Consider the following 15430-nt stretch of genomic DNA (forward strand, 5'->3'; position numbering starts at 1 on the left):
AGGAGAAGGTTTGAATGAAGGCACTATACATATATTACTCACTTCATCCCAAAAATTAACTTTAAGCCCAATACTGTCATTACTGCCCCTGCTGCACGGTCAAAAATAGCCTTAAACTTAATATAAGCCTGACGCGGTTTTTCTGCAGACAAAGCCACTGCAACCAATGAGCACCAACCTGCATCAATAAAAAAACACAGAATTGGCAACACCACATAAAAAAAGTTCGGAATTTCTTTAGGCAACAAAGCTGTAAAAATACTCGCCAAGACAATTGCAATCTTAGGATTTGATAACTGCGTAATTAAACCTGTGGTAAACGCGCGGCGCAATGACATTTTCGGCCCATCTACAAGATTGGTTTGAATAGGCGCTTTGGCATGCTTCACAATTTTATAAGCCAAAAATAACAGATATAAACCACCACAAATTTTAAGCAGCAAATATGCAGAAGGCACAGCCAATAAAATAGCCTGCAACCCCATCACCGCCAATAAACCAAAAATTGCGGCACCCGTACCTGTGCCTAAGGCCGTATATAAACCATGCTTACGCGAAATGGCTATCGAATTTTTTGCCACATAAATAAAGGTGGGGCCAGGACTCATTGCGCCTAGCATTAATGCCATCGCAATTGAACCTAATATAAGCAAGGATTCCAAAACCAACACCTAACACAACAAAATCAATTTAGCTATTTTACGGTTTTTATTTCCATGGTTGTACTATTTGGTCAAATTATTTATGGCTCATTTTCCTACTAGATGTCGTAACCAATTGATAGTGATGTTCATGTACAGGCATGCCCACCATAATCACGCCGCGAGTTTCTATTTTGTTTGAGCTTTGCGTTTGTGTTTCTTGCACACTTGCGGCATCACATGCACATAAACCCAGAATCACACTAAGCAAAAATAAACAACACCATTGATGAGAAAAGAATGACATGTTTTTTCTCCTGTTCTTATATTTATCGTTCGAGCATAGCATTCATTCAGCACGTAAATTCATTGTGTTTGTTACCGTGCCCTTTATAATTATGTTATTAATCTTATTGCTGATCTGTATGTTCGATACCATCGCGCAAGAAATTCCATTACAACGTATTGATTTTTATGGTCGTGAGCTGTGGATTAAACGCCTCGATTTAGTGCATCCTAATATTTCGGGCAATAAGTTTTACAAACTAAAATATAATTTTTTAGCTGCCCAAGCGCAGGGTTATCAACACGTTCTGACTTTTGGCGGCGCATATTCAAATCATATTGCTGCAACCGCTTTTGCCGCTCAGTTGTTTGGTTGGAAAAGTACCGCAATCATCCGTGGTGAAGAGTTGGCACAACGCCCTTTGAACTCAACTTTGGCTTTAGCCCATGAGATGGGCATGCAATTTCAATTTGTTTCACGTGAAATGTATCGTCAGAAAAGCAGTCCCGAGTTTTTACAGGATTTGCAGCATGAATATCCCGATGCTTATATTCTTCCTGAAGGTGGTACTAACGCATTGGCAATTCAGGGCTGTCAGGAAATTTTAAGTGCCGATGATTTGCATCAGTTTGATCTGATTTGTTGTGCCGTTGGTACAGGTGGCACACTTACAGGTTTGATTGAAGCGAGTCATCCACATCAACAGATTTTGGGTTTTTCTGCATTAAAGGGAGATTTTTTAACGCAGGATGTTAAACAACTGACCATGAAAAGAAATTGGCAAATCACTGATGAGTTTTGCTGTGGCGGTTATGCCAAAACCACACCTGAATTACTAGCCTTTATTCGAGCGTTTGAAAAAGAACATGCAATTCCACTCGAGCAAATTTATACAGGAAAAATGCTGTTTGGATTAAGTCACATGATACAACGAGGCGAGTTCAATACAGGCGAACATATTTTGCTCATTCATAGTGGTGGTTTACAAGGCAGGCATATTGCATCTGCCTAATTCAACAGACTTTGTTGCATAAAGATTTGAAAGGCAAAGCGCCACAAATCAGCAAATTTAAGCGCAATTTGGGTAAATTCAGACCTAATTGCGTACATCTGTAGAGGACTGATACACGTGCATGAATCTCTTTGACTTGGCGATCAAAACGCCTTGCACTGAGTTTATCTCCTCATCATTTGATGCAATGCATCTTAGTTTCAACCCAACTTCAAGGATTTAATCATTAAGCAGCCTTGGATGGCTTCGTCGGAGTAGATTTGATTTCATCTTTGTTTGCCTTTTGATGGAGCATACCATTGCGTAGTTGGATCGAACCACATAGCCATATTTCCGCGATTAACGAGTGCTCGGTTATATAAAGACTAATGAGTTGTGCGGTAGATTTTGTGTGTAGGCTTCTTCATTTGAAAATTATACTGCTGAAAAAGCCTTTACACATAGGTTTATGCAACAAAGCCGAAGTGAGTGCATCACAGCAATGATCTATTTTTATGATAAACACTTCATAGTTTTATTGAAAAGATAGGCATATCAACCACAATTCAAATGCAAAAAAACGGCAACGACAAACGATAAAGTCTATAATAATGCGCTTTCTCATTTCTCTCGGTGCAACATGGCAACTGCAAATCAATATGATGTTTTGGTATTAGGTGCGGGTGCATCGGGGCTGATGACTGCTTATATGGCAGCACAACGTGGTCGTAAAGTATTGGTGTTAGAAAAAGCCAATAAAGTGGGCAAAAAAATTCTGATGTCGGGTGGTGGTAAATGTAACTTTACCAACTTAGAAGTCGAGCCAAACCATTATATTTCACATAATCCACACTTTGTCATTTCTGCACTCACCCGTTATACCAATTGGGATTTTATTGGTTTAGTCTGCGAATACGGCATTGAATATGAAGAACGCAAACACGGACAATTATTCACTTTAAACGGCGCTAAAGAAATTTTAGCCATGCTCTTAGCCGAATGTGAAAAAACCAAATTGGTCGATATTCAAACCAATTGTGAAGTCAAAGCCGTGAATGCGGTAGATGATCAAGGTTTTCAAATTGCAACGACTTTGGGTTATTTCCAAGCAAGCGCTGTGGTCGTAGCAACTGGCGGTTTATCTATTCCAACTTTAGGTGGCTCTGGAATTGGCTATGAAATTGCCAAACAATTTGGTCATCGTGTTTACCCGACCCGTGCAGGTTTAGTGCCTTTTACCTTCTCAGACAGCTTTAAAGAAGTCACTACACGTTTAAGCGGTAATGCGGTGGATGCGACTTTATCAAATTCATTGACTAGTTTTACCGAAGCATTGCTATTCACCCATCGCGGTTTGAGTGGGCCGAGTGCCTTACAGCTTTCTAATTATTGGGATGTCGGACAAAGTTTTAAAATTAACTTTTTACCTTACTTAGAACTCTATGACTTTTTTAAAAATAAAAAGCAAAGCAGTCCTAAAGTTTTACTGCGCACCTTACTCAGCGAGCATCTGCCAAAAAGTGTAGTGGCTGAATTACAGCAACTGATTTGGCCTGCACTCTCTGAAACGGCAATTGGCAATATCAGTGATGAAAAGCTAGAACAGATTGCAGCACGTTTAAATGACTTTGAAGTTAAACCATCGGGTACAGAGGGTTATCGTACTGCCGAAGTTACTTTAGGCGGAGTGGATACCCAAGAAGTTTCCTCTAAAACCATGGAAAGTAAAAAACAAAAAGGCTTGTATTTTGTTGGTGAAGTTTTAGATGTGACGGGACATTTAGGTGGCTATAACTTTCAATGGGCATGGTCATCTGCACATGCAGCATCGCAGTATGTTTAAGCAGCTTTTATATGAAACATTCAATTAAAGCATGTGATAGCAATGCTTCGAGTCAAAATGAATCAATATTGATGTTGCGAATCAAATTTTGAAATAACAAAAGCCAGTTTTTCTAAACTGGCTTTTTCTTTAATGAACAGCATCACGCACTATAAAACTGAGCAATACGTGAATCCTATTATTTTATTCTAAATAATCGGTACGAAATAATACCAATTTTGGCGTGTTTGCCAAACGTGATTCAGTTTGCTGCATTTTGAGGACTGCACTTTGCTGATGCATAGGTAACGAATTTACCACTTGAACTTTTAAACTGATACGGAGTTTATTTAGCATATTGATTTCTCTCATTATTGTCATCCTTGCGCGAATTTTAAGACTCAAATATTTCAGCTTGGTTAAAACCAAAGATTTTTATTTTCCCTTTAAACGTTCATTAAGCCTTCCAAGCTATTGATCTGATTATCCAAAATCAGTCTTTGACTCATTCCTGTCAAAGTTGATTAATTTTTAACATAATTTAAGAGCTTGGTCTATCCTCTTTTAGATAACTTTTTTCAATATTTTCAGTTGATTTTTCTGTTGCTGCTGGCTTAGCAAAGACAAACTTATAAGCTGCAACAAAAAAGCCGATAGTGATACCAGCAATCACGATTGGAGCAAAAAACTTATTGGGTGCTGATTTGGATATTATCGTTTCCTCTTTTTTAATGAATACCGAAAAGAAATCGACCAATACGGTGATTGGTCGATCATCTTAGCGATTCAAATCAAAATTTGAATAGGTTATTTCGGGTCATTTTTTGGATGTTCATCGACATCAGGTTCAGCCTCACCTGTCGAACCAAATGGGTTGTTGACTGGTGGATGTTCAGGATCAACCTTTAAGGTATCTGGCACTGCATGATCAGTTGCCGCTTCAGGTGTTGTAGTCACATCACTTACAGACGCTTGCGGCTGCTCAGATACAATAGGTGTCATCACACTTGATGCTGACGTTGCCGTTTCTGTCTTGTGCAAAGGATTCGGTTGATTTGCCTCACGTTTAGCTTTATCAATCAAATCAGTTAACACACGCTCTGCAGGTTGACGACCACCTAAACCAAAGGCAAGTGCGAAAGCCACTGCAACAGAACCGAGAGTTAAACCAAAGGCCAAGTTCACAATCGAGTCGGCAATATCCATCGCGCGTAAGCCCATGGCTACCACCAAACCCATAATTAAAATACGGACTAAGTTTGCCAACCAACGTGAGCTGTTATATTCACCGCGCTGTACCACTTTGGCGACCAAATTCGCGAGCCAGAAACCCACCACCAAAATGACAGCACCCAACAGGATATCTGCACCAAACTGGATAAACATGGCAATCAAGCCGCTGACTTGATCAAAGCCCAAACGGTTCGCCGCTTCAGATACCGCAAATAGCATGGTAAAGAATACAATCAGATAACCGACTACACATGAAATTTTAGTCGTACCTAAAAAGCGCTGTAAGTCGAGTTTGGCAGGAATATCATCGACTCCTGTGCCTGCAACCACTTCCACCACAATATTGGCGACAAAGCGTGACACCACATAAGCCAAAATAAGAATCAGACCTGCCGCAATAATATGCGGGATCGCATTCATAATTTCATACAGCATGGCTGTCGCAGGCTGCGAAATGGCTTCAATTCCAAGTGCCTCAAAACCAATAATCAAGGCGGTGATGATCACCAAGGCGAAAACAAACGAACCGAGTAATTTAGGTAAATTTGAATTTTTAAAAATGCCAACTTTTTCAGCATGCTGTTGAATATTCAGGCTGCCTAATAAACCTTCGACAATGCCACGAACAATTTTTGCCAGAATGTATCCGACAAAAACAATCACGCCTGCAATGAAGATGTTCGGTAAATACAGCACAACTTCATTCACCATGTTTTGCACAGGGAACAACAGACCGTTTAAGCCTAAAATTGACAGCACAATTGGCAAGAACAGCAATAAAATCAGCCAATAAACAATTTCACTGATATTTTGACTAAAGCCACTCACACCCACATCGTCGCTGAGTTTTTCATCCAATTGGGTACGTCCCAACAGTTTTTGTATCCCCACTTTGACCAAATTTGCCAAAATCCAGCCGATAAAACCGACGGCTACAGCCGCAAGTAAAGAAGGAATAAACAGTAAAAACTGCTGAATCATATTACTGAATGGCCCACTGACACTGGTCAGATTCAACACATTCAGCGCACCAATGACTGCAATAATTAAAATCACCCAAAATACGACCCGTGACACAATCACTTCAATATTTGAACGATGCCCCGTTGCATTTGATAACTTTTGATCGGTGCCTAATTTTTGTAGAACCTTTTTAATTCCACCCGCAACCAATAATGCAATCACCCACCCGACAAGTAAAATTGCGACTGCAGCTAAAATGGGTTGAAATTGCTCCCAATAATACATGGCATCAAAACCTCTACCATGTAGGTTCCCATTAAAATAATCATTCATCTTGTTTAATCCTCATGGTGATTAGATTCATTTTTAGTTTTGCACTTCAGCGCAAAACTGCTTTTTATCGATTCAAATTATTGTGTAAAGTTCTATCCACCATAGAATTTGTATATTTCTTATTCAATCTTAGGATGCAGAATCGCAACAATTCTACAAAGGAGGGATAATAAACCTTGCGAAAATCCACAAAAAAGCCCTGCAACTAGGCAAGGCTCAATTTATAACATATGATTTTCTTAGGTCTAGGCATAACTACCGATCTGTTGCTGTTGCAGTATTGCTGTCATCCGCACGTGCTTCATCTCCAGCTGTGCCCGTAGTCGTGCTATTTGGCGTTGCTTGTTGTACGGTTGGATTAGGATGTCCAGGAGGCGCTTCATTTGGACTCGGTTTGCGATCCGCCAACATGTAAACCAACAATGCCAATAAAAAAATACCCACCAGTAGAAGCATATAGACGGGAATACGTTTTTTACGCTTGATGTCTTCAGCTGAGTTTACATGAGGTGGTTTATTCAAATCATGTGGCATGTTCCCCTCACTTATGTATTTATCTGATGAATTTTTATACTAACAAGCTCCTCATGCTGATTGTGTGAAAATACATAGCAAGATGGTGAAAAGATGTAATAAGCCTTAAATGACACCAATTCTTCCTCTTGTGGACAAAGCTGCCTCTCACAGAGAAATGCGCTATAATCACATACCGTTTTTTTGTGTACTTTGAATTTTATGGCGTATCGTCAACAAAGTGTATCGCTTGATCTTGACACTGACGTCACTCATCAATGTGCCTTGCACTATACTCGTGATGGGCATCTAATTGGTATTATTGAATTTAGCAAGCCAAGCTATCTGCTTAACTGGAGCGATTTAGAATATTTTCGTCGTCGTACCGAAGAATTTTCAGTCATGCCATTTCCAGATTGTGTAAATGCCATGATCATTGATATTCGCAACATTGCTGCATTTTTGGATAATGAAGTGCCAATTTTGCCGTGGCGCTTAATTGAAGAAGAATGCCCTGTGCGTTTGGTGGTTCCTCAAGAACGCTTAGAACATTATGCAGGCTTTTTCGAACCGACTTGGCTGAGTAGTGATGTCGATAGCGCGATTCAGGAAATCCGTGAATATATGGATATGTTTGTACACTAATCTCTTTCAAAAAATCACTTTCAAGCATTGCCCTCAAAAGCTGTTTTCAAACTGGAATCGTACAAAGCAAAAACCTCATCTGCAATGTTGTAGTTGAGGTTTTTATCTGGATGATGAAAGTTACATCAACACCTAATTTTTAGCGAATTGTGAAAATACATAATTTTTTAAACTTGATTTAGGCATCCAAAAAACTGCTTAAAATGTATCTGATAGTTACAAAAACTTCGCATTTTCTTAGGTGCATAGCGCCAACCGACACAGTCTTTATATTTTTCAAATTCAAGTGCTTGACTTGCAATGGTTAAGCTTTGCTGAACTTTGATTTTCTGAAAATAGCGGTTTCTTTCGCAGATTGAGCCAATATATTCGTTATACATTTGCTGCATTTCGGCACATTCAAATTGCAATGTTTGACAACTGCTTCCATGCCACCCAGTGGACTACGCAAGTTTAAATCTTTTACTTTGCCCACAGCAAACACATAATTGGCACAAGAAGAACAGCAATACTATCCAACTTGTACATCGAGTTGATGATCATAAACCAAATTACCCAAATCAATGTGAAGCCGATCTCACCACCACGGCTATTGATTGTTAAGGTTTTAATCTTGTCTGACTGTTTAACTAATTCAACTGATGGTGCAATGGTTTGACAGCTAAGTGGCCCATCTTAAATTAAGCACATGATCTTGCACAGATACCTGATTTTCCAGAATTTCAGCCTGTACGGTATATGCGACTATAAATATGAAACATGAAACCTAGACTGGCTATAAATTTAAACAGTGGATATTTAAATAGCTGCATTACATCCTCACCAATAATTTTCAACTGCAATATTGCCTTCCCCGCGGCGATTCATGCTTAACCCACGCGCTTTCAAGGCTTCTTTGGTGTCATCGACCATGGCAGGGTTACCGCATAACATCACATGGCTGGTTTCAGGGTTAAATACACTGCCTGCAACCTGTTCCAGTTCACCATTTGCAATTAACACAGGCAAACGATCATGCAAAGCAGCTTGAGGGTCGCGGGTGATAATTGGGATAAACTCAAAGCCTGTATGCCCTTCGCCAAAAGTTTCGGCAATTTCGTGAATTTTATCGACATAAGCCAATTCGGCTTCGGTACGCACGCTATAAACCAAATAAATATGTTGATATTTCTTCCATGTTTCAAAGTCTTGCAGCATGGATAAAAATGGGGCAAGACCTGTACCTGTGGCCAGTAACCATAAATCGTGTGGTGCAGGCAATTGATAACGCGCCAAAGTCAAAAAACCATACGGAATTTTTTCCAAGTACAGCTCATCGCCCACTTGAAGGTGCTGCAAGTTAGAAGTAAACGCACCATCTGGCACAACAATCGAAAAAAACTCCAAAGTTTCAGCAAATGGTGATGACACCACCGAATAAGCACGTACCACCAATTCATCATCCACTTTTAACCCGATACGTGCAAACTGCCCTGCGGTAAATTTAAAATGTGCAGGACGGGTCATGGTGAAGCTAAATAAGGTGTTGGTCCAACGATGAACCGAAAGCACTTTTTCTAAAGTAAATTTTTCAATTGACATGATTTGAGCGTGGCATGAAAGACTGTGCTCATGTTAGCATGTCGGGGTAATTTATTAATATTTTTTAAATGTTAAGGCTTGATTCATGCGCATGACTTTACGCCAGTTGGCGGTTTTTGTAGCAGTTGCCCAGGAAGGGACAGTAACCAAAGCCAGTGATGCCGTTAAGCTCACCCAAAGTGCTGCAAGCATGGCCTTAGCAGATTTGGAAGATGGCTTAGGCGCTCCACTGTTTGACCGTTTGGGTAAGCGCCTACAACTGAACGATTTAGGTCGTTTTTTATTGCCACAAGCCTTAGAAATTTTGGGGCGTTGTGAAGCATTTGAGCAAGCTGCTAAAGGTGAACTACAAAGCATTGATTTGCGTTTAGGTGCAACGCTGACCATCAGTGACTATTTGATGCCTGATTTAATGGCAGACTTTTTACAAATTCAACCACAAGCACATTTACAGTTACAAGTGGGCAATACTCGCCAAATGATTGAAGCTGTGAACCAGTTTCAACTAGATTTAGCACTGATTGAAGGTTCTTGTCACTTACCACAACTGCAATGTATTCATTGGCGTGACGATGAACTTGCTGTGTGCTGTGCACCAAGTCATCCTTTAGCACAGTTAAACCGTTCCTTAAGCATTGCAGATTTTGAAGATGCCGAATGGATTTTACGTGAAGAAGGTTCAGGCACCCGTGAAGTGTTTGACAATGCAATTTTAAAAGACCTGCCTGATGCCAATATTCGTTTAACTTTGGGTCATAACGAAGCGATTTTAAAAATTGTCGCAGGTGGAATTGGTGTGTCGTGTATTTCACGATTGGCGATTGAGCCTTTACTAGAAAAAGGTCAATTGGTGATTTTAGATACGCCTTTCTGGCAATTGACGCGCCCGTTATTCATGTTGGTGCATCGGCAAAAATACCAAGGACCGGGTTTAAAAGCATTTATGAAGTTTTGCGACGCGAAATAGTTTATAGGAGTACCAATCAAGGTACTCTTTTTTAACAATTAAAACTGACTCTCACATGGTATGCCGTCACCATCACCGTCCATTTTAGTATTTGGACAATTTCTTACAAAGAATAACGCTTCTTCGTAAGACGTCATTTGACTACAGTGCTCACGCCCATCACAAGTAAAGTTCTGTTCGACCACTGGAACCTCTACTGCTTTTTGTACTGACAAAGCTTCAGACTGACTATTTTGCCAAGCTTGATACTTATTAAATACTGCATAAGACAAGCCGAATATAATCAATATACCCATATAAGTCACAAAATTGGATGAGTTATTTTCAGGCTTCTGCTGTCTTTTATGATTCTGCTTTGTGGTATAAATTGCCCTTGATTGAGGCGTATGCCTTTCGACTGCAACTTTAATATCTAGACGGACGATATTATCTGCTTTGAACTTGCCATTTTCTTCTACTTTACGAAATTTTAGATTTTCTCCCACTTTTAGTGGAATATTTTTATTAGACCTCTTGCGAAAGTAAAAACTGCATCAATATAGATTTCATGAAATATCAGAAATTAAACCGTTTTTCAGATTCTGAATTCAAGCGCTTGGTGGGCGTACCTCGACCAGTTTTTACTGAAATGGTCGAAGTTTTAAAAGAAGCAGAATCACTTAAAAAGAAATTAGGACGTCCTCATACTTTAGCTATAGAGGATCAATTATTATTAACACTCAATTACTTACGAAACTACAACACCCAATTGGAATTGGCGGCAAATTACCATATCGCTGAAAGTAATGTGAATCGAACCATTAAAAAGGTTGAAGATGCATTAATGAAATCAAGACGTTTTACCCTGCCAAAACGAAACATTACCACAGCAGACGAACAGTTTAACTGGGTCATTATTGATGCGACAGAATGTTCAATAGAACGCCCGAAAAAAAAATCAGAGTAAGTTCTACAGTGGTAAAAAGAAGAAACATACGCTAAAAGCCCAAGTGATCTATCATCCGAAGAGCAAACAAATCATAGGAGTAGATATATCGTTTGGTAGTCAGCATGATATTAAATTGGCAAGAAAAACAGTTAAGAAATTCAAACATTGTGGCTATGTTATGACCGATTTAGGGTACTATGGGTTAGAGCAAGATGGCTTTAAATTATTGATGCCAATAAAGAAAAATAAGAATTTACCCTTATTTGATGTTGAGAAAAAGTACAATAAAATGATTGGAAAAATACGAGTTGTGATCGAACACATTAATAGTCAATTGAAAAGATTTAGAATACTCAGTGAACGCTATCGAAATAGACGGAAAAGATTCGGTTTACGCATTAACTTAATCGCTGCATTGGTAAACAGGATGAACTTGCAATAAAAACTTTCGCAAGAGATACCGTCTGAAACGTCAAGCAAATTATCGAAAATTCATGCTCAATAATCTGCTTGATAAGGCTGTTGGTGTTTGAGTACACCATAACAAAGATGAACCAACTTTCTCATTGCAGCTCCAATCGCCATCATTTTGGTTTTACCATTAGCTAATAATCTTTCATTCATCCCTTTAATATGAGGATTATGCCGAGTTGCGACAATGGCTGCCATATATAAACCGGCACGTATTTTGGAAGAGCCCGCTTTGGATAAATGGCTTCTGCCATGAATGGAGCTACCTGACTGCTTTTGAGTGGGCACCAAGCCAACAAAGGCGGCCGCTTGACTAGCTCTTTCAAAAGTATGACTGCGCAAGAAACTGAGCATTAATAAACTAGTTCGATCTGCAATGGCTGGAATACTGCTGAGCAGTTCTTTATCATTTTTTAAATCAGGATTCTGATCAATGTGATCATCAATTTGTTGGTCGATACCCTGAATATGTTGGTTTAACTGTTCAATACTCTTGTGGAGAGACTCAAGTACAGGTTCCATCGTGAAGGTAGACTCTGCTTTTTCCAAACGATTCTTTTCACGTTGTAAATCTTCACAAAGAACAGCTCTTCTATCCAGTAAAGCATTCAGCAATTGAATATGTTTGGGTAAAGGTTGCCAAAAATGTAGATTGGCAGTCATCGCAAATCGAGCTAGAACCTCACTATCTACCTTGTCTGTTTTATTCAGCTTAGACATACTCTGAGCAAAATATCGAGCTCTGGCAGGATTGGTTACAGAGACTTGATAGCCCTCATCAAATAAATATTTAGCCAAGAGTTCATGATAAATAGATGTTGCTTCCATTAAGATAATGGTCTGCGTAGAAGTTGCAGCATGCTGGTTTAGCCAGATTTGAAGTTGCTCAAAACCTTTTGGTGTATTTGAAAAAGTTTTGGTTTTCTTTTTATTTGCAGAATTTTCTAAAATTAAACAGCAATCAATTTTAGCTTTAGCAACATCAATACCAAGATAAAACATAATCTTTACCTGCTTTAATTATTCAATTATTGTTTTAGCATAACCACCGTCTTTTCTTGTGAATGCAGCATCAAAGTGCTTAGTTACCGTCCAGAGTTGTGCAAGTGGTTAGGGCAAATTGTAGGTTTTATCTCTTGCACAGACTAAAAGTCTTAGGTCTATTACAAACTCTACAATTTGCATATAGTGGAAGCTAATCACTACAACCTCCAAGATACAAGGTCTATTGGGAAAATCTTTAATATGAAAAAACAAATCTTTAGGCTCTCCTTCTATTTGAATAAAACCAAAGCCTCTTTCTTCGTTATAAGTTTTTATTTTCCCTTCTATAAACATAAATTACTCTTTTCACGTTAATTTTTGATTATTGTACAAAAAAAGAGGCGGAAATGCCCCTTTTCTGTTCAGGAAAACATTTAAATTAACGCTTTAAGTTGGATAACAATGCAGACGTAATCGACGTATTTGCGGCAACTGCTTTGGCTTTTTTCGCTTTCTTGGATTTATCTTCTATAGGTTCAATATTAATGGCTTTATAACGATCACCATTTTGAACCACATTAAATTTAACCCGATCATTGCGCTTTGGCTCGCCTACAGCCGCAGGAAAATCCGAAATATGGAAAAATACTTCACCTTCAGGTGCGGCAATAAATCCATAGCCTTTTTCGGCATTGTATTGTTTGATTTTCCCTTGATATTGTTCAGATTTCATGGCTTAACCTTTTACGCGCTGCACTTTATATGAGTATATAAAAAAGAGGCAGTTAATGCCTCTTTTTCACCAACATTCAGCTTAATCTTTTTGTACCGAACCAAAAATTTTATCGCCTGCATCCCCCAAGCCAGGCACAATATAACCGTCTTGGTTTAAACCATCATCTACCGATGCAGTAAAGATCACCACATCTGGATGCGCGGCTTCTACACGTTGAATGCCTTCTGGCGCTGCAACCAACACCATCACACGGATGTCTTTACAACCACTGGCTTTAAGCAAATCAATCGCTGCCACTAAAGATGAACCTGTAGCAAGCATGGGGTCAATAATCATCGCGATACGGTTTTGTACATCTGGTACTAACTTTTTGTAATACGTACGCGCTTCTAAAGTTTCTTCATCACGTTCTAAACCAAGTACAGATACTTTAGCACTTGGAATTAGGTTCAAGAAACCATCCAACATGCCAATACCTGCACGTAAAATTGGCACAACCGTAATTTTTTTACCTGCAATACGATCTACAGTAACCGCACCATTCCAACCCGCAATCTCGTGCTCGACCATAGGCAAATCTTTGGTGGCTTCATAAGTCAGCAACATAGTGACTTCTTGTGCCAATTCACGGAAGTTTTTTGTGCTGATGTCAGCACGACGTAATAGCCCTAATTTATGACGAATAAGCGGATGACGGATTTCATGAATAGCCACGGGAGAACACCTAAAAGGAATAAAAGCAAATAGCGTTTTATTATATGCTGTTTTTAATATGTACATAAACCAAAAAGCCTTCAATTTATGAAGGCTTTTTGACTGAAAGTTAAAATTCTTTCAAATTATTGCTGTGACAGCATGAAATGGATTGGTGATAAAATTTCAGCTTCCAGCGCAATTTTGATAATTGGGTCTGGATAAACACCAATCACCAATACTGCTAAAGCTGCAGCCAATACCATAATACCGCCCACTTTTTGCCCCCAATGATCGACAGCGTCCATTTTTGGTTCGTCTGGTGGTGTCATATACATCACCACCATAACGCGCAAATAATAGTACAAACCAATACCTGAACCCACGATGATCATCGCAGCTAAGAACCAATGCTGAGTCGTTACCGCAGCCATCACCACCAAGAACTTACCAATGAAGCCTGCAGTGAGTGGAATACCAGCTAGAGAAAGCATCATCACGGTTAGTACAGCAGTCAATACTGGACGACGCCAGAACAAACCACGGTAGTCAGCCAAGCTTTCTGCTTCTGCTACGTTGTTGTATGGGCTCGACATTAATGCCACTGCACCAAAAGCACCAATAGTCGTCAAGACATAGGTAATCACATAAACGCTGACATTGCCCAAGCTTGCATAAGTCATGCTGATTAAACCAATCAACAAATAACCAAAGTGTGCAATTGATGAGTAAGCCAAAATACGTTTAAGGTTCACTTGACGTACAGCAAGGAAGTTACCCACCAAAATTGAAAGCACGGCAATAATGCTCATGATGGTTACAATCGAGTCGATCAGGATTGCACCTGAACCCAACATGTAACGCACAAACAAACCAATGGTTGCTACTTTAGCTACAGTCGCAAGGAAAGTTGCGATTGGTGCAGGTGCACCGTCATAAACGTCTGGTGTCCATTTGTGGAATGGTGCCAAAGACAGTTTAAATGCCACAGCAAAGACAATTAAGCCTAAACCTAAAATCACCAATGGCTGTTGGATATTTTGCATTAATGCTTGCACAGAGTCATAGAACGACAATGAACCTGTGTACGCATAAATATACGCCATGCCCATAAGCAACATTGCTGATGCAGTTGCAGACAATACCAAGTATTTCACGCCCGCTTCTAAAGATTTAGAACGCTGGTGGGTATATGCCAATAAGCCATACATAGGAATTGACATTAACTCAAGGCTGATGAAGAACGATGCATAGTGCGAACTTGACACCATCAACATAGCGCCCACTACAGAACATAACATTAAAATGTAGAGTTCTTCGCGGTTGTCTTTATACGTTTCAATATAGGCATGCGACAAAGTAGAACATGCCAATGCTGCGATCAGAATCACCAGTTGATATAACAAGGTGAACGGATCAATCATAAACATGCCCATCACGCTGGCAGGAGCAAAATTCCCGCCAAACATCATGAGTAATAGGTAAGCAGCAGCGAGGTTCAAACCCACTACTGATGCTGTAGCAATTAAGTTATGGTTACGCTTAATTGCAGTAAGGATCATCACGACAATCGCAGTTAAAGCCACGATCATCACAGGAGCTAAAGGCATAAGCTCAGAAAATGACATTGTGAAGTTCATGGC

At 39.5% G+C, this 15430-nt stretch carries 16 protein-coding genes and 3 pseudogenes; 5 read left to right on the top strand and 14 right to left on the bottom strand.

The features are described 5' to 3' along the window. Positions 1-38: 38 nt before the first annotated feature. On the bottom strand, positions 39-662 hold the full coding sequence (locus AC0T5Z_RS09745; RefSeq protein ID WP_435337721.1) for a LysE family translocator: 624 nt from the start codon (positions 660-662) through the stop codon (positions 39-41). Between the two features lie 76 nt (positions 663-738). Further along, positions 739-948 (bottom strand): NF038215 family lipoprotein, encoded by a 210-nt coding sequence (locus AC0T5Z_RS09750; protein WP_291334767.1) that lies wholly within the window; start codon positions 946-948, stop codon positions 739-741. 118 nt (positions 949-1066) lie between these two features. Between AC0T5Z_RS09750 and AC0T5Z_RS09755 the strand changes: the two genes are divergently transcribed. Beyond that, positions 1067-1939 carry a 1-aminocyclopropane-1-carboxylate deaminase/D-cysteine desulfhydrase gene (locus AC0T5Z_RS09755; RefSeq protein WP_291334769.1) on the top strand — a complete coding sequence of 291 codons (873 nt, stop codon included), beginning with the start codon at positions 1067-1069 and terminating at the stop codon, positions 1937-1939. A 269-nt stretch (positions 1940-2208) separates the two neighbouring features. Here AC0T5Z_RS09755 and AC0T5Z_RS09760 read toward each other — a convergent pair. Then, positions 2209-2346: pseudogene (locus AC0T5Z_RS09760) on the bottom strand (IS5/IS1182 family transposase); the annotation flags it as partial. 212 nt (positions 2347-2558) lie between these two features. On the opposite strand from AC0T5Z_RS09760, the gene AC0T5Z_RS09765 reads away from it, so the two are divergent. Continuing rightward, positions 2559-3761, top strand: coding sequence for a BaiN/RdsA family NAD(P)/FAD-dependent oxidoreductase (locus AC0T5Z_RS09765; protein ID WP_435337722.1), 1203 nt, complete (start codon positions 2559-2561; stop codon positions 3759-3761). Between the two features lie 183 nt (positions 3762-3944). Here AC0T5Z_RS09765 and AC0T5Z_RS09770 read toward each other — a convergent pair whose 3' ends face one another. From AC0T5Z_RS09770 to AC0T5Z_RS09785, 4 genes are all read right to left on the bottom strand, one after another. Next, entirely contained in the window at positions 3945-4112 is a 168-nt protein-coding gene (locus AC0T5Z_RS09770) for a hypothetical protein (RefSeq protein ID WP_171324904.1), read from the bottom strand. A gap of 169 nt (positions 4113-4281) precedes the next feature. Continuing rightward, the gene (locus tag AC0T5Z_RS09775) at positions 4282-4452 is read right to left on the bottom strand and encodes a hypothetical protein (protein WP_435337727.1); all 171 of its coding nucleotides are present in this window, start codon (positions 4450-4452) and stop codon (positions 4282-4284) included. 95 nt (positions 4453-4547) lie between these two features. Next, a complete protein-coding gene (locus AC0T5Z_RS09780) occupies positions 4548-6269 on the bottom strand; it encodes a mechanosensitive ion channel (RefSeq protein ID WP_435337723.1) in 1722 nt (573 codons plus the stop codon). 255 nt (positions 6270-6524) lie between these two features. Next, the gene (locus tag AC0T5Z_RS09785) at positions 6525-6803 is read right to left on the bottom strand and encodes a hypothetical protein (protein WP_435337724.1); all 279 of its coding nucleotides are present in this window, start codon (positions 6801-6803) and stop codon (positions 6525-6527) included. 201 nt (positions 6804-7004) lie between these two features. Here AC0T5Z_RS09785 and AC0T5Z_RS09790 point away from each other — a divergent pair, with 201 nt between their 5' ends. After that, positions 7005-7427 carry a hypothetical protein gene (locus tag AC0T5Z_RS09790; protein WP_435337725.1) on the top strand — a complete coding sequence of 141 codons (423 nt, stop codon included), beginning with the start codon at positions 7005-7007 and terminating at the stop codon, positions 7425-7427. Between the two features lie 819 nt (positions 7428-8246). On the opposite strand, the gene AC0T5Z_RS09795 is transcribed toward AC0T5Z_RS09790, so the two are convergent. Continuing rightward, entirely contained in the window at positions 8247-9008 is a 762-nt protein-coding gene (locus AC0T5Z_RS09795) for a ferredoxin--NADP reductase (protein ID WP_435337726.1), read from the bottom strand. An 85-nt stretch (positions 9009-9093) separates the two neighbouring features. On the opposite strand from AC0T5Z_RS09795, the gene gigC reads away from it, so the two are divergent. Then, positions 9094-9975, top strand: coding sequence for a LysR family transcriptional regulator GigC (gene gigC, locus AC0T5Z_RS09800; protein ID WP_236162525.1), 882 nt, complete (start codon positions 9094-9096; stop codon positions 9973-9975). 38 nt (positions 9976-10013) lie between these two features. Here gigC and AC0T5Z_RS09805 read toward each other — a convergent pair. Further along, positions 10014-10472, bottom strand: a pseudogene (locus AC0T5Z_RS09805) (excalibur calcium-binding domain-containing protein); the annotation flags it as partial. 50 nt (positions 10473-10522) lie between these two features. Between AC0T5Z_RS09805 and AC0T5Z_RS09810 the strand changes: the two are divergent. Then, positions 10523-11345, top strand: a protein-coding gene (locus AC0T5Z_RS09810) for an IS5 family transposase (RefSeq protein WP_099046669.1) whose coding sequence is annotated in 2 segments (ribosomal slippage) — positions 10523-10903 and positions 10905-11345 — 822 coding nt in all. Because the reading frame shifts where the segments join, the coding sequence is not laid out codon by codon here. A 56-nt stretch (positions 11346-11401) separates the two neighbouring features. Here the strand turns inward: AC0T5Z_RS09810 and AC0T5Z_RS09815 are convergent. The 5 genes and pseudogenes from AC0T5Z_RS09815 to nuoN form a co-directional block, all read right to left on the bottom strand. Continuing rightward, positions 11402-12376 carry an IS110 family transposase gene (locus AC0T5Z_RS09815; protein ID WP_435337577.1) on the bottom strand — a complete coding sequence of 325 codons (975 nt, stop codon included), beginning with the start codon at positions 12374-12376 and terminating at the stop codon, positions 11402-11404. 222 nt (positions 12377-12598) lie between these two features. Continuing rightward, positions 12599-12712 (bottom strand): annotated as a pseudogene (locus AC0T5Z_RS09820) (cold-shock protein); the annotation flags it as partial. Between the two features lie 85 nt (positions 12713-12797). After that, positions 12798-13091, bottom strand: a complete 294-nt coding sequence (locus AC0T5Z_RS09825; RefSeq protein WP_236162523.1) for a cold-shock protein — start codon at positions 13089-13091, stop codon at positions 12798-12800. A gap of 81 nt (positions 13092-13172) precedes the next feature. Beyond that, positions 13173-13808: a uracil phosphoribosyltransferase gene (upp, locus tag AC0T5Z_RS09830; protein WP_435337290.1), complete on the bottom strand. Its 636-nt coding sequence runs from the start codon at positions 13806-13808 to the stop codon at positions 13173-13175. A gap of 125 nt (positions 13809-13933) precedes the next feature. Beyond that, entirely contained in the window at positions 13934-15427 is a 1494-nt protein-coding gene (gene nuoN, locus AC0T5Z_RS09835; protein WP_435337291.1) for an NADH-quinone oxidoreductase subunit NuoN, read from the bottom strand. Between the last annotated feature and the right edge of the window lie 3 nt (positions 15428-15430).

It is taken from the genome of Acinetobacter pengchengensis (assembly GCF_982235305.1).